The following is a 20487-nucleotide window of genomic DNA, read 5'->3' on the forward strand; positions in this document are numbered from 1 at the left end:
CGATCGCCCGGCCGGGGTACTCAGGCGGCCCGAAATCGCGCCACTATTCGGACCAATGGGCCCGAACCGAGGATGAGGAGCACCACCTCATGAGCGACCCGCCCGGCCCGCAGCGACAGATCCCCCTCAACGCCGAGGATCGCGCCGCGGGCGAGCAGTACGCCGGTGAGCACGATCCCGGGCCACCCGAGAACTACGCGGGCGATCCCGTCCCCGACCCCTGGGAGGAGGAGCCGGATGGCCAGCTGGATCCTGGTGCCGTGCCTGGTCTCCCTTCGTAACGAGTTCAACCAGCTGGCGCCGAACCGGGACAAGGCCTCGGACGGCTCCATCGGCGACACGTCCCACGCGGCGAGCTCCTCGGACCACAACCCCGACGAGACCGGCAACACGCCGTACGAGGACAGCGACCGCATCAACGAGGTCCACGCGATCGACGTGGACGACGACCTGCGCGAGTCCGGCTGGACCATGACCCGGTGCGTGGAGATCATCGTCACGCGCCACCGGGAGGGCCGCGACGACCGGCTGCAGAACGTCATCTACAACCGCCGGATCTGGTCCCGGTCGTGGGGCTGGACAGCGCGTTCGTACACCGGGGCGAGTCCCCACACCGAGCACGCGCACTTCTCCGCGCGTTACACCACCGCCCAGGAGCGTGACACCAGCCCCTGGGGACTGCTGGAGGCAGACGACGTGACCAAGAGCGAGTTCACCGCCTGGATGACCGAGTGGGCGCGCAGCGCCGCCGGGCGCGAGGCCCTGGCCCGGGCCGTGCTGGCGTACGACCCCGGCAGGTCGTCCAACGGTGCCATCCCGCCGGGCGGCATCACGAACCCCGGCTCCGACGCCGCCACCAACCCGACCGTCGGCGCCAACTGGGCGCTCAACCGGGCGATCATCGCCTCGATCCTCGGATACCAGATCCGCGACCGGGTGGACCACGTGCAGGCGAGCATCGACGCGCTGGCCAAGTCCGCGGGCGCCCCGGTGGCCCAGCAGGTCAGCGCGCAGACCGCGCTGGACGCGATCGGCTCCGGCCGGATGTCGCCCGAGGAGGCGGCAGCCGCGCTGCGGGCCGCGCTGGGCGAGGAGGGCGCCGCGAACGTCGGCCGGCTGCTCACGAGCTGACATTCATCCGTACGGGGCGGGCGCCGCGGTGCCCGCCCCGCGCCGGGCGGCGCGGAAATCCGGTGGACCGTCGCGGCCCGGCCGGGTGATCGTGGGCGGATGCGCCAGGACGAGATCTGGGACGCGGACACCGCGAGCCGCTACGACACGCCCGGCACCGGCATGTTCGCGCCGGAGGTGCTCGGGCCGGCCGTGGAACGGCTCGCCACCCTCGCCGGCGGCGGGCGCGCACTCGAGTTCGCGATCGGGACCGGCCGGGTGGCGGTGCCGCTCGCCGGCCGGGGCGTGCCGGTGACCGGCATCGAGCTGTCCGCGGCGATGATCGCCCGGCTCCGCGAGAAGGCCGGCGAGGCGCGGATCCCGGTGATCGCCGGCGACATGGCGACCGCCACCGCGCCGGGCGAGTTCGCGCTGGTCTACCTGGTGTACAACACGATCTCCAACCTGCTCACCCAGGGCGAGCAGGTGGCGTGCTTCCGGAACGCGGCCCGGCACCTGACGCCGGGCGGCCGGTTCGTCGTCGAGCTGTGGGTGCCCGAGCTGCGCAAGCTGCCGCCGGGGCAGGCCGCGACGGTGTTCGCCTGCGAGCCGGGCTACATCGGCCTCGACACGTACGACACCCTGCGCCAGCACGTCGTGTCGCACCACTTCCGCTTCGGCGAGGGGCGGGACGCCCGGCTGAGCCGGTCGCCGCACCGCTACATCTGGCCGGCAGAGCTGGACCTGATGGCACAGCTCGCCGGCATGGAGCTGGAGAGCCGGCACGCGGACTGGTCCGGGGCCGAGTTCACCGCGGACTCCGGCTCGCACGTCTCGGTCTACCGCAGGAGCTAGTTCTCGTCGCCCGTGGCGGTGTGCGGCGAGCCGACGGGCTTGGACTGCGACGAGCCGCGCTGGCGCAGGTAGATCGCGAGGATGGCCATCGACGCCACCGCGAGCAGCTCCGACTGCCAGTTCTGCAGCGTACGGTTCCAGAAGTCCGGCGCCACCAGGTACTGCGCCGGGCTCATCGGGTCCTCGAGGTTGCCCAGCTGCTCCTCGTTGAACGCGGCCCGCCCGGCGATGAACTGCGCGACCCACGAGACGACGAAGATCGCCCCCATCACGAGGCCCAGCGAGTTGGAGAACAGGAACAGCTTGAAGCCGCTCGCGTGCGCCCACTTCGGCGAGTCCTCCCGGGCGTACGGGCCGACCTTCTGGTCCTTGTCGGACTCCCGGCCGGCCTTGCCCAGCTCCTTGGACTCCGGCGACCCCTTCTGCAGCAGCCACACGGTCAGGTAAATGAAGAGGAAGAACTGCAGGTACTCCGACTGCCAGTTCTCCGCCACGTCCGCGCCGAAGCTCGCCGAGGTCACGTAGCGGGCGAAACCGATCGGCGGCAGGCCCTCGGCGAGCTGCTGCTGGTTGTAGTCGGCCAGCCCGGCGAACGCCTGCCCGACCAGCACGATGAGGAACAGCAGCCCGAAGGTCAGGCCCAGAGCGTTCTCCTTGACGAACCGCTTCACCGGTGCAGCACCCCCAGCGTGATGAAGTAGCCGAGCCCGACGATCACCACGACCAGCAACAGGACGAACAGCGCACGCATCGCTCACCCTCCCTGGATCGCGCAGTTGTACGGCTTCTCCCCGCGGGGCGTGCAGCCGGCCGCGACGACCCGCCAGCCGCCCGGGAAGACGGCGAGGAAGAGTGTGTCGTCGGTGAGGCGGACCTGGGCCCACTGGCCGTACACGTCGGTGCCGGTCACCTGCCCCGGCGCCGGCAGGTCCTCGTCGAGGATGGCCTGGTCGCACGACTGACCGGCGGAGGACTCGATCTCCTCGAGGGTCCCCGGGGCCAGCGTGGCGCACGCCGTGGCCCCGTCCTTGCTGCCGACCGCGCTCAGCAGCCGGAGCGCCACGTCGGCGGCGGCGTCACCACGCTCGCCGACCGATCCGCACCCGGCCAGCCCCATCAGGAGCAGGGCCGGAATCACTCGCTTCAGCACGAGCGGCGGTTTCCCACGCGTGGCCGTTTTCAATCATCGAAGATCGCGACTGGGTCAGTTGCTGTACACCCGCGACGGCGTGATCAGCACGGCGGTGCGGCGCTGCTCGGCCATCACGCGGTCGTACTCGGCCCAGTCGTCGTGGGTGCCGCCGGCCGCGGTGAAGATGGCGCGCAGCAGGCCGGGCAGGGCGTCCGGGGCCAGCCACGGCTGCGCGTCGTCCGGGCCCGCCAGCTCCGCCCGGCCCTCGACGGCCGCCCACTGCCAGCCGTTGCGGAACGTCACGGTCAGCTGCGGGCGGGCGCGCAGGTTGGCCAGCTTCACCCGGCCGTACGTGACGAAGGCGAGCACCCGGCCGCCGGTCGCCGGATGGGCCACCAGCCCGGCGTTGACCAGCGAGGACTGGATCGTCGCGTCCGCCCGCAGGGTGGCGACCACGGCCAGCCCGCTGTCCTCGCGGGCCAGGCCCCACGCCTCGTCGAGGGTGGTCACGCCGCGACCTCCGCCTCGTGCAGGAACCGCTCGATCCAGGCGATGCGCTGCGGGCTGAGCCCCGCGTCGCGGGCCTGCCGCAGTGCCTGACGGACATGGCCGAGGCCCTGGTCGCGCAGGCCGTCGGCGATCTCGGCCAGGCCGAGCGCCACCGTGCCGCCGGGGATCCAGCGCGGGTCGCCGAGCTCGGCGCGCAGGTCGTGGGAGATCCGCAGGTGGTGCAGGGCACGGTCCGACCCCAGGTCGTCCAGGGTGTGGAAGAAACCGATGTGCCGGTGCAGCTCGCTGCGCAGCAACAGGTCGTCGTGCCGCTCGGCCAGCTCCAGCGCCTCGCGGTAGCACGGCATCGCCGCGTCCCAGTCGCCGCGCAGCACCTGGTGGACCAGCCCCAGGCCGAAGAGCGACTCGGCCACGCCGGCCTCGTCGCCGAGCTCGCGCCGGATCGCCAGCGCCTGCTCGAAGAGCCGTTGCTCGGCGTCGCCGTCGGCCTGCGCCAGATCGCCGTCGATCGCCCGGAAGTGGGCGAGCATCCCGAGCCGGTCGAGCGCCGCGGCCTCCAGCGCCCGGTCACCCTCGGCCCGGGCCCGCTCCAGCAGACCGGTGAAGGTGGCCTCGGCCCCGGCGTAGTCACCGGTACGGAACGCCGCCTCGTACATGGCCTCCGTGCCGGCCGTCAGTGTGTCCCCCGTCGTCCCCATGCCGCCACGCTACTGCCGTTCGGGGTGGCGCGGGCTCCTAAAGGGCGTCGACCGCCTGGGGGATGGGGGTGTCGCCGCCGAAGAGCTCGAAGGTGAGCCCGGCGGTGCGCGGCGCGCCCAGCACGTACGCCAGCACCGCGGCCACGTCGTCGCGCGGCACCGGCCCGCGGCCGCCGAGCTCCCGGCTCACCCGGACCAGGCCCGTGCCCGGCTCGTCGGTCAGCGACCCCGGCCGGACGATCGTCGCGTCCAGCCCCGAGGCTCGCACGTAGTCGTCCGCCTCGGCCTTCGCCAGCAGGTACGGCCGCATCGTCTCGCCCGCGGACTCCGGACGGTCCGCCCCGATCGACGAGACCATCACGTAGCGGCGTACCCCGGTGGAGAGGGCCGCGTCGGCGAGCTTGACCGCACCGCCCAGGTCGACGGTCCGCTTGCGTCCGGGGCCGCTGCCCGGGCCCGCACCGGCGGCGAAGACCACGGCGTCGGCGCCGCGCACGTACGCGTCCAGCGTCTCGTCGTTCTCGAGGTCGCCGAGCACCGGCACGGCGCCGGCCGCCTCGAGGTCTGCCGCGTGCTGCGGCGACCGGATGAGTCCACGGGCGGTGTGCCCCTGCTCGGCGAGGAGCCGGAGGAGGCGGAGCGCGACCTTGCCGTGGCCGCCGGCGACGAGAATGTCCATGGGTTCAGTCTTCTCCGTTTCCGGCCGCCGTGAACGCGACGTCGCTCACGTCCGCGCTCACCTCGGTGAAGCCGGTGCCGTAGGCCTCCGGCTCGCGGATCCGCAGCACGAGGCAGAACGGCCGGTCGGCGCCGTACTGCCGGACCAGGTCCCGGTGGTGGTCCGCCAGGTAGCGCGCCGCCGCCAGGTTGCCGTCGGAGCTGAGCCCGCCGAGCAGGTACACCGGCCGGCCCGCCGTCGGCGCCCGGAAGCGCGCCAGGATCGCGTACCGGTCGTCGCGGCTGTTGGCGTACCGGGTCGCCCCGATCACGAAGGTGTTCCGCTCGTCGGGGCGGTACTCCACTCCCGGCAGGGCGGTCCGCAGGTGAACGGCCGCGCGGGGGTTCGCCGACGGGCCGCCGACGCAGAACTCCGTCACCCGGCCCAGCTCCTGGCGCAGCTCCGCGCCGCCGACGACGTCCGCGCGGGCGCCGCACTCGCGGACCAGGGTGGCGAGCTCCACCAGGGCGGCCACGTCGCGGCGGTGCACGCTGTCGTCGCTGGGCGACGAGAAGTGCCGCGACGCCACCAGCAGGGCGCCGGCGCCCGGAGTCAGGCCGAAGAAAGCGCGTTCCCGGTCGAGCCGGCGGCGCCGGACCGCGAACTGGGCCAGCCACACCGCGGTACCGGCGATGACGCTGGCGAGAAGGTTGATCAGCAGGTCGCCCACGCGGTCATGGTGACCGATGCCGTCGCACGGTGATCAGGCGGACTCGCGGATCACCAGCGTGGGCTGGAACGTCACCGAGCGGGGCAGCCGGCCCGGCGAGGCGATGTGCGCCATCAGCACCTCGGCCATCTCGGCGGCCATCTCCTCGACCGGCTGCCGGATCGTGGTCAGCAGCGGACGGCAGTCCAGCGCCGCGCTGCTGTCGTCGAAGCCGACCACGGCGACGTCGTCGGGCACCCGCCGGCCGAGGTCCTGCACCGCGCGCAGGGCACCCTCGGCCATGAGGTCGCTGGCGACGAAGAGCCCGTCGAGGTCCGGGTGGGTGGCGAGCAGCCGCCGGGCGCACTCCTCGCCGCCGTGCCGGGTGAAGTCGCCCTCGAGCGACGGGACGTCGGCGAAGCCGCGGTTGGCCAGGTACGACCGGAAGCCCTCGAGCCGGTCCTGCCCGGCCGGCATGTCGAGCGGCCCGCTGATCGTGGCGAGCCTCCGGCAGCCGCGGGCCAGCAGATGCTCCGCGGCGAGCCGGGCGCCGAGGCGCTGGTCGACGTCGACGAAGCTGGCGGCCAGCGGGGAGGCCGGGCGGGCCGAGACGACCGCGGGGATGCCCAGCTCGTGCACCTGCCGGGGCAGCGGGTCCTGCTCGTGGCTGCTGATCAGCAGCACACCGTCGACGTGGCCCTGGCGCAGGTAACGCAGCACGTGGTGGTGGTCGGTCGAGTCGGTCGGGATGATCACCAGGTGGATGTCGTGGGGGCGCAGCGCGCTGGTCGCCCCGGCGGTGACCCGGCCGAAGTACGGGTCGGTGAAGACCCGGTTGAGAAACGACGAGTCGTACGGCCGCTCCGGCTCGGAGATCACCAGCGCGACCGAGTTCGACTTGCGGGTGACCAGGCTGCGCGCCGCCACGTTGGGCACGTACCCGGTCTCGGCGATGGCCCGCTGGACCATCTCCCGGATCTTCGCGTCGACGCTGGGAGCCCCGTTGATCACCCGGGACACGGTCGCCCGCGACACCCCGGCCGCCTCGGCGACCTGGTCCATCGTCGGGTTCTGGCCGCCGCGGCCGGCCCGGGAATTCATGGGCTCTGTTATAGCACCGGCCCGGATCTCTCTGAGAGCGCTCTCCGGCCCCCACCCGCGACCGGCCGCCGAGCCGGAGCCGGCCGCGGGGCTCCGAGCGCCGGACCCGGTCGCCGGGCCGGGCGCGGCGGCGGGGCTCCGAGCGCTGGAGCCGGGCGCGGCGCCGGAGCCGGCCGCGGGGGTCCGAGCGCCGGAGCCGGGCGCGGGCACGGGGCCCCGCGGCCGCCCCGAGCCGGCCGCGAGGCCGGGTCCCTGGCCGCCGGTGCCGGGTGCGGCGCCGGCGGCCGGGGCGGACATCAGGGACGCCCGTTCGTGCCGCACTTCACGATGACGCGGATGCAGTCGTTGACCCGGCGGGCCATCTCGTCCACCGGCCACGCGTTGAAGAAGTCGCCGTGCATCGTGTACCCGCGGCCCGACGCCAGCCGGAATCCGGCCGGGTTGCCGCTCACCGGGTAGCGCATGACCTGGCGCAGCTTCGGCACGACCACCGGGTGGCTCGCCGGGCAGGCGTTGTTCACCGGGTACGCCATGTGGCTCTTGTGGTCCGGCGAGTCCAGGTTCACCCCGTCCCAGCAGTGCGGGAAGTCCAGGTACGACTCCAGCATCGAGCCGGGCGGGCAGGTCACGAAGTCGTGCGACGGGTTCACCTCGCCGGCTCCGAGGCAGGACCACCGCGAGATCGTGTTGTCCTCCGGACCGGTGGCCTTCGCGTTGCCGGCGACGATGCGCAGGCCCAGCGGGAACGGCTGGGTCTGGGCGATCAGCGCGTCGCTGACCCCCTCGCCGAGGTAGTAGAAGACCCCGGTGGTGGGCTCGACCGGGACGTCGTTGTTGTAGAAGGTCGGGATCCAGTACGCCGACTTGTCCACCGACGGGTTGCAGTTGCTGTTCGCGTTGAGCAGGTCGGTGACCGTCGTGCTCGCCTTGGTCGTCTCGCTGCCGAAGAAGCTGTGCATGTGCGAGGCGCCGGGCATGTTCGGGAAGACGATCGGGTCGTCCGGGAGGCGGTGACTGGCCGGGCAGTCGGCGAGGAATTCCGCGACGCGTACGGCGCCCGGCGGGATGGTCGGCGGGGGAGCCGTGCCGCCGCCGGTGCCGTACACCTCGAACTCGGTGAGCGAGACGCCCCACTGGGTGGCGCGGGCCAGCGATTCGAGGCGGACGTAGCGGCCGGAGCCGGAGACCGCGACGCTCTGCCGGCCGCCGGTGCCGGCCACGTTGGTCCTGAGATCGGTCCAGGTGCTGCCGTTGCCGGAGATCTTCAGGGTGAAGGTCTTCGCGTACGCGGCCTCCCAGTTCAGCACGACCGAGGAGACCGTTGCCGTGCCGCCGAGGTCGACCTGGAGCCATTGCGGGTCACTGAACGCGCTGGACCAACGGGTGGCGGGGTTGCCGTCGACGGCGTTCGAGGCGGGGAAGGCCGCGGATTCCGTCGACGATGCGGTGGCCGTACGTCCCTGGGAGAGCAGGCCGTCCGCAGCGGCCTGAGCGGTGACCGGATAGAGGAGCAGGAGGGCGGCCGCCGAGGCGGCCACAGCTGCGCGCATGAGTTTCCTCCGGGGAAAGAGGTCGCGCCGGGGCGGAGATGGGGGCTCCGCCCCGGCGAGGTGGATGTCGCCGTCAGGTCACTGATAGACGCGGACGTAGTCGACGAGCATCCGGGAGGGGAACGGGGTGGAAGCGTCGATCGGGCCGGGGAAGTCGCCGCCGACCGCGAGGTTGAGGATGATGTAGAACGGGTGGTCGAAGATCCACGGGCCGCGGGTCGCCTCGACGGTCGCCTTGCTGGCGTAGAAGACCTGGTTGCCGTCGAGCAGGAACTTGATGCCCTTGCTGTCCCACTCGGCCGCCCAGACGTGGAAGTCCTGGGACAGGTCCACGGTGGCGTACTTCTGGCCGTAGCCGCCGGCGCCGTTGTACTGCGGCGCGTGCAGCGTGGAGTAGGACTCGCTCGTGTTGCGGCCGAGGACCTCCATGATGTCGACCTCGCCGTTGTACGGCCACGGGCGCCCGGTGAGGAAGTCGGCGCCCATCATCCAGAACGCCGGCCACAGCCCGTTGCCCTTCGGCACCTTGATCCGCGCCTCGACGCGGCCGTACTGGAAGGAGAACTTGTTGCCGGTGTTCATCCGCGCCGAGGTGTAGTCGCGGCCGTTGACGCTCTCCTTGCGGGCCTCGATCACCAGCTGGCCCTGGCCGTTCATTTGCGCGTTGTTGCTGTTCTCGGTGTAGTACTGGACCTCGCCGTTCTGCGGCACGCCCGGGTCGTACGTCCACTTCGCGGTGCTCGGTTTGGTGCCGGCCGGGTCGTTGAACTCGTCCTGGAAGACCAGCCGGGTGGCCGGGAACGTGGGGTCGGCGGGCTTGGCCGGCGGGGTGGTCGGGGCGCCGCCGGTGCCGTACACGTTGAAGTCGTACAGCGAGTAGCCGTACGGGCCGGAGCGCGCGGTGCCGTACATCCGCACGTAGCGGCCGGAGCCCGACACGTTGAGGACCTCCTTGAAGCCCTTGCCGGTCGTCGTGGAGTAGATGTCGGTCCAGGTGCTCGCGTTCGGCGAGACCTGGATCTTGTACGCGGTCGCGTACGCCGGGTCCCACTGCAGCTCCACCCGGCTGATCTGTGCGGTGGCGCCGAGGTCGACGTAGATCCAGCCCGGGTCCACCCAGCCCGTGGTCGAACTGGTCGCCCAGCGCGTCGCCGGGTCCAGGTCGAACGCCTTGTTCGCGGTGCACGGGTTGCAGTTGACGTCGTTCTGCTCGCTCGAGGCCACGGCCGGCTTGTTGTACGACAGCAGCACCGCGCTGCCCGGCGGCGGGGTGGTCGGCGGCGTCGTGGGCGGCGTCGTCGTGCCGTCGGCGTACACCTGGAACTCCCACAGCGAGTAGCCGTAGATGGACAGGGCCCGTTCGGTCAGGTTGAGCCGGACGTAGCGCGCGCTGCCGGTGACGGGGATGTTCTGCGCGCCGACGTTGCCACGCAGCGTGTTCGTGGCGTTGGTGAACGTGGTGCCGTTCGTGGAGAACTGGACGGTGAACGCGGTCGCGTACGCGTTCTCCCAGTTCAGGTTGACCCGGGTGACGGCCATCGTGGAGCCGAGGTCGACCTGGATCCACTGGTTGGCGGAGAACGCGCTCGACCAGCGGGTGCCGGTGTTGCCGTCGGTGGCGGCGGAGGCGGGCGTGCCCTCCCACTCGACCGACGAGGCGGTGGTCGGCTTGCCCTGTGAGACGACGGCCTCGGCCGCGGCGGCGTTACCGGTCGTGGCGACGAAGTAGGCGCCGAACATGCCGAGCAGCGAGGCGCCGAGGGCGGCCAGGCGTACCCGGCCGCGTCTGCGGCCACCGCCTCGGAACACAGCGGAACTCATACGGGGGTCCCTCCTTGCGGGGAATCAAGAAGTGGGGATGGGATGGGGATGGATGTGTCGTACTGGTTACCGAGCGACTACAAGTGGGGGAAAGCGCTCTTTGGTACGACACTCTGAACCGTCCACTTCACGGGTGTCAATGCCTGGTCACGGCTCGGGAAGCGCTTCCCCGTACGCGTTCACGAGTCTCCGCAGGTAGACGCCGTGCAGGCCGTGGAGGCGGGTTCAGGTTCCGGAACCGAGCGGGCGCGTCATCATGAGCGCCAGGTCGTCGTCCACCCGTACGGGCGCCCCCGGCGGCACGGGTGCGGCCCCGTACACGACACCACGGCCGTCCGGCAGGTAGCCGCGCCGGAGGTACATCAGGTGCGCGGCGGTGTAGTCCGCGTACAGGCCGACCCCGATCCCGGCGGTGGGCGAGCGCTCGGCGATCAGCGCCTCCGCGCGGTCCATCAAGGCCCGGGCGATGCCGCGCCGGCGCAGGTGCGGCAGCACGTTGAGGTCGGTGATCTCGGGAATGCCGGCCGCGCGGAACGGCTGGTAGGCGCTCCGCCAGTGCACCGTCAGATACCCCGCGAACCGCCCGTCCACCGTGGCCACGAGCACGGTGCGTGATCCTTCCCGCTGCTCGCCGAGGTACGAGCGGTAGAGGGCGGCGTCCTTGCCGGGCCACCCGATCGCGGCGAACGCGGCCGGGATCTCCGCGAGGTCGGCCGCCGCCAGGAGCCGGATCTCCGGGACGATCGCGCGGTGATAGCGGTCGTACGAGCCGAACTCGGCCACCCGCGAGAAGCCCAGCCGGCGAAGAAGCGCGACGCTCCGGTCGTTGCCGTGCGTCACCCCGGCGAAGACGTCCGTGGCGCCCAGCGACCGGGCGTGCTCCAGCAGCGCGCGTACCGCGGCCGTGGCGTAGCCGTGACCGGTGGCGTCCTCGCTCAGCCAGTAGCCCAGCCCGTAGCGGGGCGGGTCCACCGGCACCAGGTCGACCCGGCCGACGAGGCGGTCGTGCAGGACGATGCCGTACCGCAGCGGCGACGGTTCCGACAGCCGCGCCGTCACGTCGTCCAGGCCGGCCGCCGCCTCCTCCCGGTAATCTCCCAGCCGCGTCAGGTGGGCGGTGTTCCGCTGCACGAGAGCGTGATATTCCCCGGCGTCTCGGGCGTCGAGGTGCCGCAGGCGAAGGCCGTTGATCGTGGTCCGCATTCCCGCAGCCTCGGTCGCGGCTCCGCGGCGATCAAACGGTTATCGGGCGAGGCGCCGGTACAGGCCCGGGACGTTGGTCAGGATCCACAGCGCCAGCGCGGCCGTGCCGAGGGTCAGGACCGCGCCGCTGACCACCTTGTCGATCGCCTGGGCCGTCACCAGGATCGGCAGGAGCCGTACGGCGATCGAGCCGCCCAGCGCCCGGGCGGACGCGCTGTAGGCGAGCGCCGTCGTCACCGCCTCGGGCGGGGACTGATCGGCGATCACGGCGTCCATGTCGCCCTCGAACGCGGTCTGGCTGACCCCGGCCAGGAACTGGGCCAGGATGACCCCGCCCGCGTGCAGCGGCGCGCCGAGCCAGCCGACCAGCATGCCCAGCCCCCACAGCGTCCAGCGCAGCGAGGCCGGCAGCCGCAGCCGGCCGACCGTCTCCACCGCCGCCGTGGCCAGCAGGCAGCCCACGCTGAAGGCCACCGCCGCCGCGGCCACCCAGTGCCGGCCGTGCAGCTCGGTGGTGAGCGGGACCGCGAGCAGGGTCGGTCCGGAGGCCAGCAGCATGACGCCGCCGCCGGCGACGAGCAGGTGCGGCGCGACGACGCGGCGCCGGCCGGCGTGGTGCGGCGTGTGCCGGGCGTGGTGCGTCGCGCGGATCATCCCGTACGCCAGGGAGCGGGCGGCGACGATGCGCCGGGCCGCACCGCGCGGGGTCATCCGGGCCCGGCGGGCGCTCAGCACCGTCGGGAGCAGGGAACCGGCGTACAGCACGAAGACGACGACGAGGGCCGTGCCGGTCGGGTAGCCGTCCGGGCCGGCGGGCAGGAGTGCGCCGAGGCCCGTACCCGCCGCCTCGACCGCGGAGATCGCCAGCGCGTACCGGGTCATCGATCTCGGCCGGGCGTCCACGGCCGCCACCTCCGCGCGCATCGCGGCGAAGCCGGTCCACGCCGCGATGTGCATCGCGACCACCGCGACGGCGATCAGCCAGGACGGCAGGCCGGCGATGAGGCCGGCGAGCGCGCCGACGCGCAGCAGCATCTCGGTGCCCGCCGCGCCGCGCAGCAGGCCCCGGCCCGGGACGCGCCGGGCCAGCCAGCCGGTGACCGGAGCCGACAGCACGACGCCGATGAGCATGGCGGCGTTGTAGAGGGCCGCCTCGGCGAGGCCGCCGCGGGACACGGCGAGCAGCACCAGGACGGTCCAGCCGAGGGCCATGCCGAACGAGTCCGCCACCCCGGCCGCGACCAGCTCCCGCAGCCGCCCGGCGCGGCGCAGCCCGACCGGCCCGACGCGGCGATGCCCGCCACCCCTCGGTTGCGCTCGGCTCCCGGGCTCAGCGGCCACCGGAACCGGCGGCGGCCAGGCCGGCCGGGCAGCCGGCCCCCACGAAGACCGGGGTGGGTGGCGGGAAGCCGTTGAAGTCCGAGGCGTAGCTCAGCGTGTACGCGCCCGCCGAGCCGATGTAGACGACGTCGCCCACGTCGATGACCGCCGGCAGCGGCAGCCCGGTGAACATCGTGTCGGAGCTGTCGCAGCTGGGTCCGGTCACCGTGAACACGACCTCGTCGTGCCCGGGCACCGAGGTCCGGACCGGGTAGTCCCAGCCCGTCGGCAGCTGGATCGTCTCCATCATGCCGTGGTAGGCGCCGACGTCGAGGAACAGCCAGTTCTGCCCGGCGCGCACCTCTCGCCCGATGACCGTGGCGGCCAGCACCCCGGCCTCGGCGACCAGGTGCCGGCCCGGTTCGGCGGCGAGCAGGCCCGGACGGTACGGCAGCAGCTCCGCCACCGCGGGCAGCACAGCGGCGCCGATCTCCTCGATGGACGGCACTTCGTCGACGTACCGGGCGGGGAAGCCGCCGCCGAGGTCGAGCATCTCCAGCCGGATGCCGTCGTGCAGCAGGTCGGCCATGATCCGCCCGGAGAGGCCGATCGCCTGCCGCCAGGCGGCCGCGGTGGCGCACTGCGAGCCCACGTGGAACGTCAGCCCGTACGGCCGCAGCCCCAGCCGCCGCGCCAGCGTGAGCAGGTCCCGGGCCTCGTGCGGCTCGGCGCCGAACTTGCGCGAGAGCGGGAACGAGCTGGCGCTGTCGTCCACGTGCAGCCGCAGGTACACGGCGCTGCCCGGGGCGTGCTGGGCGATCTTGCGCAGCTCGTTGGGCGAGTCGAAGCTGAACCGCCACAGCCCGGCGGCGTACGCGGCCGCGATGTGCGCGGGCGGCTTGACCGGGTTGCTGTAGAGCACGCCGGCCGGGTCGACGCCGAGCCGCTGCAGGCTGCGCAGCTCGCCGAGCGAGGCGATCTCGAAGCCGGCCCCGCCGTCGGCCAGCGTCCGCAGGATCTCCGGCGACGGGTTGCACTTCATCGCGTAGAACGGCAGCACGCCGGGCAGCGCCGCGGTGAACGCGGCCAGCCGCCGCGCCACCGTGTCCAGGTCGGTCACCAGGTACGGCGTGGGCATGTCGATGACCGCGAGGCAGTCCGGTGCGAGCGCGGCCGGCCACGAGCCCGGCAGCGTCGCGGTCGGCGCCGTCACGCGGTCTCCCGGACGAGCGGTGCGCCGGCGCCCTCCATCAGCAGGCGGCCGGCCTCGCCGGCGGGCACCGGGCGGGAGAAGTAGAAGCCCTGCGCGAACGTGCAGCCCATGGCCCGCAGCGCGGCGAGCTGGCCGTACTCCTCGATGCCCTCGGCCACCGTGGACATGCCGAGGCTCTGGCCGAGCTGGACGATGGTGCTGGCCAGCGCCGCGTCGTCGGTCTGGCCGCCGAGCCGCTCCACGAACGAGCGGTCGATCTTGAGCGTGTCGACGGGGAACCGGCGCAGGTACGCCAGCGACGAATAGCCGGTGCCGAAGTCGTCGATCGCCAGCGTCAGGCCGAGCGCCTTGAGCCGGACGAGCTGCGCGAGGTTCTCCTCGGTGTCGGTCATCAGGACGCTCTCGGTCATCTCCAGGCACAGCTTGTCGGCCGGCATGCCGGTCTCGGTCAGCACCTCGCGGACCATCGCGGCCAGGTCGCCGCGGTCGAACTGGCGTACCGACACGTTCACGGACATCTTCATCGGCGGCTGCCCGGTCTCCCGCGACCACTCCACGGCCTGCCGGCACGCCTCGGCGAGCACCCAGCGGCCCAGCGGGACGATCAGCCCGGTCGCCTCGGCCATGGGGATGAAGTCCAGCGGCGAGATCATCCCGCGGACCGGGTGCTGCCAGCGGACCAGCGCCTCGAACCCGATGACGCTGCTGTCGGCCATGTCGATGGTGGGCTGGTAGTGCAGCCTGAGCTCGCCGCGGTCCAAGGCCGTCCGCAGGTCCGCCTCGAGCTGCAGGCGCTCGACGAGCCCCGCCAGCATCTGCGGGTCGTAGCTGGCGAAGCCGCTGCCGCCGGTCGACTTGGCCCGGTACATGGCCAGGTCGGCGTTGCGCATCAGCTGCTCGGCGTCGCCGGCCTGGGAGTCGCCGGAGCCGAGGGCCGCGTACGCCGCCAGCCCGACGCTGCCGCGCACGTGCAGGTCGCGCTCGCCGATGCCGAACGGCTCGTGCAGGGCGTCGACGATGCGCTGGGCCACGGTCTCGCCGTCCGCGGAGCCCAGCTCGGAGCGGATGAGCACCGCGAACTCGTCGCCGCCGAAGCGGGCCACCACGTCGTCCTCGCGGACCGCCGCGCGCAGCCGGTCGGCCACCCGGACCAGGAGCTGGTCGCCGGCCAGGTGCCCGAGGCTGTCGTTGACCTCCTTGAAACCGTCGAGGTCGAGGAAGAGCACGGTGACGTCGTCGTTCTCGCCGCGGGCCTCGAGCGCCTCGGCGACGCGCTCGCGGAACAGCGCGCGGTTGGCGAGCTGGGTGAGGGCGTCGTGGTACGCCTCGTGCACCAGCTGTTCCTGCAGCTCCTTGCGCTCGCTGATGTCGCGGGTGTTCAGCACGAGGCCGCCGACGTTCGGGTCGGCCTGCAGGTTGGTGATGGTGATCTCGGCCTGCCGGGTACGCCGGTCCCGGTGCCGCACGGTCAGCTCGATGACCGTGGTCGCGTACGGGCGGCCGCTGACCGAGCGCAGGGCGTCGGCGAGGCGGCCCGCGGACTCCGGCTCGATGACGCTGGTCAGCCGCCGGCCGGTGAGCACCCGTGCCGGGTAGCCGAAGACCCGGCGGACGGACTCGCTCTGGTACAGCACCTCGCTGTCCGGGCCGACGACGGTCACCACGTCGGAGCTGTGCTGCACCAGGGCGCGGAAGCGCTGCTCGCTGGCGTACAGCTCGGCGGTGCGCTCCTCGACGCGGGCCTCGAGGTTGCGGGTCAGCCCGCGGTTCTCCAGCAGCGTGAGGACCTGACGGCCGACGATGAGCAGGATCAGCGCGGACCGGCTGTACGCCACGAACGCGCTGCTCTGCCCGGTGCGCGCGAACCACACGACGCTGGTGACCAGGGCGGCCAGCACGGCCACGTACGGCAGCAGCACACCGAACGGCTCGGTGCCGGCACCGGACTCGGCGCCGGCGTCCGGGCGCGACACGATCGGGCGGGTGGCGGCCAGCAGGATCAGCGAGAAGCCCGCGAACCAGCCGATGTCCGTCACGCCGCCGGAGGCGTACGCGCCGATCAGGTTCAGGTAGGCGTACCCGATGTCGGAGATCGCGAAGGCGACGATGCCGGCGCCGACCAGCGCGAAGTGCGCGGCCGTGCGGCCGCGGCGGCGCTGCATGGCGAGCAGGTAGACGACGATCGTGACGATGACGACGTCGCCGAGGGGGTACGCGAGGCTCACGGAGAGCGCCAGCGCGTTGTCGCCGCCGGCCTCGATCAGCGCCTCGACGACGAAGATCCAGGCCATCAGCATGAGCGAGGCGGCGACCATCAGCCCGTCGAGCACGCTGCGGGCCCGGTTCGCCAGGGTCTGCGTGGCGGCCGGGAGGATCAGCAGGCCGGCCGGGGTGAGCAGCACCATCCCCAGGTAGCCGATGTCGGCCTCGGACGGCAGCGGGACCGCGCCGGTGAAGGTGTCGAGCCAGACGGCGCAGGCCTGGCCCAGGCCCCACGAGAGCACGCCCAGCCCGACCAGCGCCCAGCCGGCCCGCGTCCGGCCGCGGAAGGTGGCGCTGCGCACGAGGCAGGCGACCGCCGCCGAGATCGCGGCGGCGCAGAGCCCGAGGTTCGAGATCACCTTGGCGGCCTCCTGGCCGCCCACACCGGTACCGAGCACGACGGCGAACCCCGCCACGACCACGGCGACCGCGGCGCACAGGCGCGCCCAGCCGCGCAGGCCGGTGGCCTCGCGGCCGGCCGGTGCGGGCGGTGCCGGCGGTTCGCTCGTGGATGCCATCAGACTCTTCTCCGGTCCGTGGAGCCGTCCCGGGTGAGACGGCTGCATGTGCGAGATCGGGTCGGTGGTACCGGAACTTGAGGGCTTCCGGTCCACGAGAGCGACGTCACGGCGGGAGCCAAGGAGGAGCGGCGGCGGCGCGCACTCATTGACATCGATGAAGTGCCCGTGACAACGTTGTCACGGGACGATGACGTCGTTGACCGGAGGTTTTGCATGACCCGTCGGTTCCTAGCCGCCTCGACCGCATTTCTCGTGTCCGCCGCGGTGCTGCACGCCGCGCCCGCGCAGGCCGCCGAGCCGGCGCCGGTCGACCTGGTCCACCCCTTCGTCGGCACGCAGAACTTCGGCAACACCTTCCCGGGCGCGAGCGCGCCGTTCGGCATGGTGCAGGTCAGCCCCGACACCGGGGGCCAGGGCGGATACGACTACCAGCAGAACAGCATCTACGGCTTCAGCCAGACCCACCTCTCCGGCGTCGGCTGCGGCGTGGCGGGGGAGCTGCCCATGCTGCCCACCACCGGCGCGGTCAGCACCGTCGACCCGAACGAATACCGCTCGCCGTATTCGCACTCCGATGAGGAAGCGTCGCCCGGCTACTACCGGGTCGGCCTGTCGAAGTACCAGACGAAGGCCGAGCTGACCGCGACGCCGCGGACGGGCTGGCAGCGCTACACCTTCCCGTCCACCGGGGCCGCGAACGTCCTGTTCAACACCGGCAAGGCCAACCAGTCCGTGTTCGACTCCGAGATCCACGTGGTCGGGGACCGTACGGTCGAGGGCCGCGTGCACGCCGGCAACTTCTGCGCGGGCAAGGACGACCACACCGTCTACTTCACCGCCACCTTCGACCGCCCGTTCGCCTCGTACGGCACGTGGCGCGGCTCGACCATCAGCAAGGACTCCCGCGACGCGGCCGGCACGGGCGGCAACGGCGCGTTCGTCACCTTCGACGCCACCGCCGACAAGGACGTGGTGGTCAAGGTCGCGCTCTCGTACACCGGCCTCGACGGCGCCCGCAAGAACCTGGCCGCGGAGACCGGCGACTCGTACGACTTCGACGCCACCCGCGCGAAGCTGCGCCAGACCTGGATCGACGAGCTGAACCGCATCGAGATCGGCGGCGGCGCGGCGGACCGGCGCAGCGCCTTCTACACCGCGCTGTACCACTCGCTGCTGCACCCCAACGTCGCCGGCGACGTGGACGGCAGGTATGTCGGCTTCGACCGGCAGGTGCACACCGCGCAGGGCTACACGCCGTACCAGAACTTCTCGCTGTGGGACACGTACCGTCCGCAGAACCAGCTGCTGGAGATGCTCGCGCCGGACGTGGCGCGCGACGTCGCGCTGTCGGTCGTGGCCATCGGCCGCGACGGCGGCTGGCTGCCGCGCTGGGCGCTCGCCAACAGCGAGACCAACATCATGACCGGTGACCCGGTCACCCCGTTCCTGGTCGAGGCCTGGTCGAAGGGCCTGCTCGCCGGGCACGAGGAGGAGGCGTACGCGCTGCTGCGCAAGAACGCCACCGCGCAGCCGCCGGCCGAGTCGCCGTACAACGGGCGCACCGGGCAGGACTACTACGCCGACCGCGGCTACATCCCGTCCGGGCTGCAGCTCGGCAAGGACTGCGTGCACAAGGGCGGCGACAACGACTGCGTGCACCCCGCTTCCGCCACCCTCGAGTACGCGGCGGCCGACGCGGCCCTGGCCCTGATGGCGCAGGGGCTGGGCAAGTCGGACGACGCGGCGCTGTTCGCCGGGCGCGGGCAGTGGTACCGCAACCTGTGGGACTCCTCGATCAAGCAGTTCCGGCCGCGGACCGTCGACGGCACGTGGCTGACGCCGTACGACCCGGTCGCCGCGGACGAGCAGTTCCACGAGGGCGGCTCGTACCAGTACCAGTGGCTCGTGCCGCAGGACCCGGCCGGGCTCGTGCAGCTGATGGGCGGCCGGGCGGCCACCGAGAAGCGGCTCGACGACTTCTTCGTGTACGACAAGCTGCTCACCGACCCGGCCGGCACCGCGCGCGAGGACTGGATCGCCAGCCCGTACGACTACTACGCGAAGGCCACGTACAACCCGAACAACGAGCCCGACCTGCTCGCGCCGTACATGTACCACTGGGCGGGCGACCCGGCGAAGACCGCGACCGTCGTCCGGGCGGCGATGACGTTGTTCACCACCGGGCCGGACGGCATGACCGGCAACGACGACCTCGGCACGATGAGCTCCTGGTACGTCTTCTCCTCGCTGGGCCTCTACCCGACGATGAGCGGCGCCAACTTCCTCGCCGTGTCCAGCCCGCAGTTCCCCTCGGCGAAGGTCAAGGTCGGCGGCAACACCTTCACGATCACCGCACCGGGCGTCTCCGACGCGAACCGCTACATCCAGCGGGTCCGGCTGGACGGGCGCAACCTGGCCAAGAGCTGGGTCGACTGGTCCGACATCGCCCGCGGCGGCACCCTCGCCCACACGGTCGGCACCAGCCCGTCGGCGTGGGGCACCTCGGTCGCCGCCCAGCCGCCGTCGGTGAACAAGGCGCCGGCTGACGACCGTACCCATGTGGACGCGACGATCCGCCCGGCGAGCGCGGCCCTGCCCGCCGGCGCGGCCACCGCGCAGCGTGCGACCTTCGAGGTGGACGTGGTCGGCCAGGCTCCGCTCGCGATCGCCCCGCGGATCACCGCGACCGCCCCGGCCGGCTGGAAGGTGACCGTGTCGCCGCGGCTGCCCAAGGTGCTCGTCACCCGGCATCTGCCGATCGGCACGACCGCCACGGTCACCGTCGAGGCCCCGGCCGGGATCGCGGCCGGGGCGTACCCGGTCGAGGTCCAGGCCGGCGCGCCCGGCGCGAACACGGTGAAGCGCACGGCGACGGTCACCGCCTCGCAGCCCACCACCTGCGTCGCCGGCGGTGGGGCCTGCCGCATAGACCTCACCGCCCAGCGCAACCACGACGGCACGGCGACCGTCGCCGCCACGACCGAGGGCAACTTCGACGGCGGCGGCTGGAGCTACGACGCCGACCTGCTGCCCCCGGCCGGCCCGGTCACCTGGGACGGCGTGACCTACCAGGCGCCGGACCCGACCGGCACGGCGAAGAACTTCGTCAAGGCCCAGGGTCAGTCGCTGCTGCTGCCCACCGGCGACCACTCCGCGGTCAAGCTCGTCGCCACCACCCACAACGGCCCGGTGACGGCGGCCCTGACGATCGGCTACGCCGACGGGACCTCGGCCCCGGCGACGGTGACGATCGCCGACTGGTGCGGTTCGGCGGCGCCGGGCACCACCGCGGTGCTGGCGATGCCGCACCGGATCAAGGCCGGGCAGGGTGTCGACGGCCCGCCGGTCAGCCTGTTCGCGGCATCGCTGCCGATCGCCGAGGGCAAGCAGATCCGGTCGATCACGCTGCCGAACGACCCCAGGTTCCACGTGTACGCGCTGACGCTCGCCTGAGCGGGCGCCGGCGGTCGAGCCGGGGAGCGGGACCACCCACCGGTCCCGCTCCCCGGCGCCTCACGCGGCGACCAGCCGCAGCTTCAGGGTGTGCGAGACATCGTCGCTCAGGTTCCCCTCGAAGCCCAGCGCGATGCTGCCCTCGTCGGTGACGCCGAACGACATCTCGACCGTGCTCTCCGCCAGCTCGAACCGATCGTCGCCGGTCGCCGCGCTCCGGACCGCCCCCCGCCACCGGACCGGGTCACCACCGTGTGCAGGGTCAGCTCCACGCCGGCCACCCGCAGGTCCCGCCCCGGCTGTGCCTGCGACATCCCGGCCGCGACGATGACCTCCTTGACCGTGCCGATCACGTCCGCGACCGCGACGCC

The 20487-nt window shown here is 72.7% G+C and carries 16 protein-coding genes; 3 read left to right on the forward strand and 13 right to left on the reverse strand.

Annotated elements, in window-relative coordinates; genetic code table 11:
• Positions 1-237: 237 nt before the first annotated feature.
• Both COUCH_RS10020 and COUCH_RS10025 read left to right on the forward strand, forming a co-directional pair.
• Positions 238-1131: a hypothetical protein gene (locus COUCH_RS10020; RefSeq protein WP_249611787.1), complete on the forward strand. Its 894-nt coding sequence runs from the start codon at positions 238-240 to the stop codon at positions 1129-1131.
• Positions 1132-1230: 99 nt separating this feature from the next.
• Complete coding sequence (locus tag COUCH_RS10025; RefSeq protein ID WP_249611788.1) at positions 1231-1965, forward strand: class I SAM-dependent methyltransferase; 735 nt, start codon at positions 1231-1233, stop codon at positions 1963-1965.
• On the opposite strand, the gene COUCH_RS10030 is transcribed toward COUCH_RS10025, so the two are convergent.
• The 13 genes from COUCH_RS10030 to COUCH_RS10090 form a co-directional block, all read right to left on the reverse strand.
• A complete protein-coding gene (locus COUCH_RS10030; protein ID WP_249611789.1) occupies positions 1962-2636 on the reverse strand; it encodes a DUF6766 family protein in 675 nt (224 codons plus the stop codon). The genes COUCH_RS10025 and COUCH_RS10030 overlap by 4 nt on opposite strands.
• An 83-nt stretch (positions 2637-2719) precedes the next feature.
• A complete protein-coding gene (locus COUCH_RS10035) occupies positions 2720-3115 on the reverse strand; it encodes a hypothetical protein (RefSeq protein WP_249611790.1) in 396 nt (131 codons plus the stop codon).
• A gap of 54 nt (positions 3116-3169) precedes the next feature.
• The gene (locus COUCH_RS10040; protein WP_249611791.1) at positions 3170-3607 is read right to left on the reverse strand and encodes a TIGR03618 family F420-dependent PPOX class oxidoreductase; all 438 of its coding nucleotides are present in this window, start codon (positions 3605-3607) and stop codon (positions 3170-3172) included.
• Positions 3604-4305, reverse strand: a complete 702-nt coding sequence (locus COUCH_RS10045) for a tetratricopeptide repeat protein (RefSeq protein WP_249611792.1) — start codon at positions 4303-4305, stop codon at positions 3604-3606. The genes COUCH_RS10040 and COUCH_RS10045 overlap by 4 nt, the downstream gene beginning before the upstream one ends.
• 37 nt (positions 4306-4342) lie before the next feature.
• Positions 4343-4984 (reverse strand): SDR family oxidoreductase, encoded by a 642-nt coding sequence (locus COUCH_RS10050; protein WP_249611793.1) that lies wholly within the window; start codon positions 4982-4984, stop codon positions 4343-4345.
• A 4-nt stretch (positions 4985-4988) separates the two neighbouring features.
• On the reverse strand, positions 4989-5693 hold the full coding sequence (locus tag COUCH_RS10055) for a hypothetical protein (RefSeq protein WP_249611794.1): 705 nt from the start codon (positions 5691-5693) through the stop codon (positions 4989-4991).
• Between the two features lie 33 nt (positions 5694-5726).
• Positions 5727-6773, reverse strand: a complete 1047-nt coding sequence (locus COUCH_RS10060) for a LacI family DNA-binding transcriptional regulator (protein WP_249611795.1) — start codon at positions 6771-6773, stop codon at positions 5727-5729.
• 296 nt (positions 6774-7069) lie between these two features.
• The gene (locus COUCH_RS10065) at positions 7070-8323 is read right to left on the reverse strand and encodes a DUF1996 domain-containing protein (protein ID WP_249611796.1); all 1254 of its coding nucleotides are present in this window, start codon (positions 8321-8323) and stop codon (positions 7070-7072) included.
• A 78-nt stretch (positions 8324-8401) separates the two neighbouring features.
• Positions 8402-10144, reverse strand: coding sequence for a discoidin domain-containing protein (locus tag COUCH_RS10070; protein ID WP_249611797.1), 1743 nt, complete (start codon positions 10142-10144; stop codon positions 8402-8404).
• 225 nt (positions 10145-10369) lie between these two features.
• Entirely contained in the window at positions 10370-11347 is a 978-nt protein-coding gene (locus tag COUCH_RS10075) for a GNAT family N-acetyltransferase (RefSeq protein ID WP_249611798.1), read from the reverse strand.
• 39 nt (positions 11348-11386) lie between these two features.
• Positions 11387-12688, reverse strand: coding sequence for a hypothetical protein (locus tag COUCH_RS10080; protein WP_249611799.1), 1302 nt, complete (start codon positions 12686-12688; stop codon positions 11387-11389).
• Positions 12678-13880 (reverse strand): type III PLP-dependent enzyme, encoded by a 1203-nt coding sequence (locus COUCH_RS10085; RefSeq protein ID WP_249611800.1) that lies wholly within the window; start codon positions 13878-13880, stop codon positions 12678-12680. Before COUCH_RS10085 ends, COUCH_RS10080 begins: the two co-directional genes overlap by 11 nt.
• Entirely contained in the window at positions 13877-16660 is a 2784-nt protein-coding gene (locus COUCH_RS10090; RefSeq protein ID WP_249611801.1) for a putative bifunctional diguanylate cyclase/phosphodiesterase, read from the reverse strand. Before COUCH_RS10090 ends, COUCH_RS10085 begins: the two co-directional genes overlap by 4 nt.
• Before the next feature lie 216 nt (positions 16661-16876).
• Here COUCH_RS10090 and COUCH_RS10095 point away from each other — a divergent pair, with 216 nt between their 5' ends.
• Positions 16877-20116: a GH92 family glycosyl hydrolase gene (locus COUCH_RS10095; RefSeq protein ID WP_249611802.1), complete on the forward strand. Its 3240-nt coding sequence runs from the start codon at positions 16877-16879 to the stop codon at positions 20114-20116.
• Positions 20117-20487: the final 371 nt, after the last annotated feature.

Origin of the sequence: Couchioplanes caeruleus, from assembly GCF_023499255.1 — a bacterium.
Classification (GTDB): Bacteria; Actinomycetota; Actinomycetes; order Mycobacteriales; family Micromonosporaceae; genus Actinoplanes; species Actinoplanes caeruleus_A.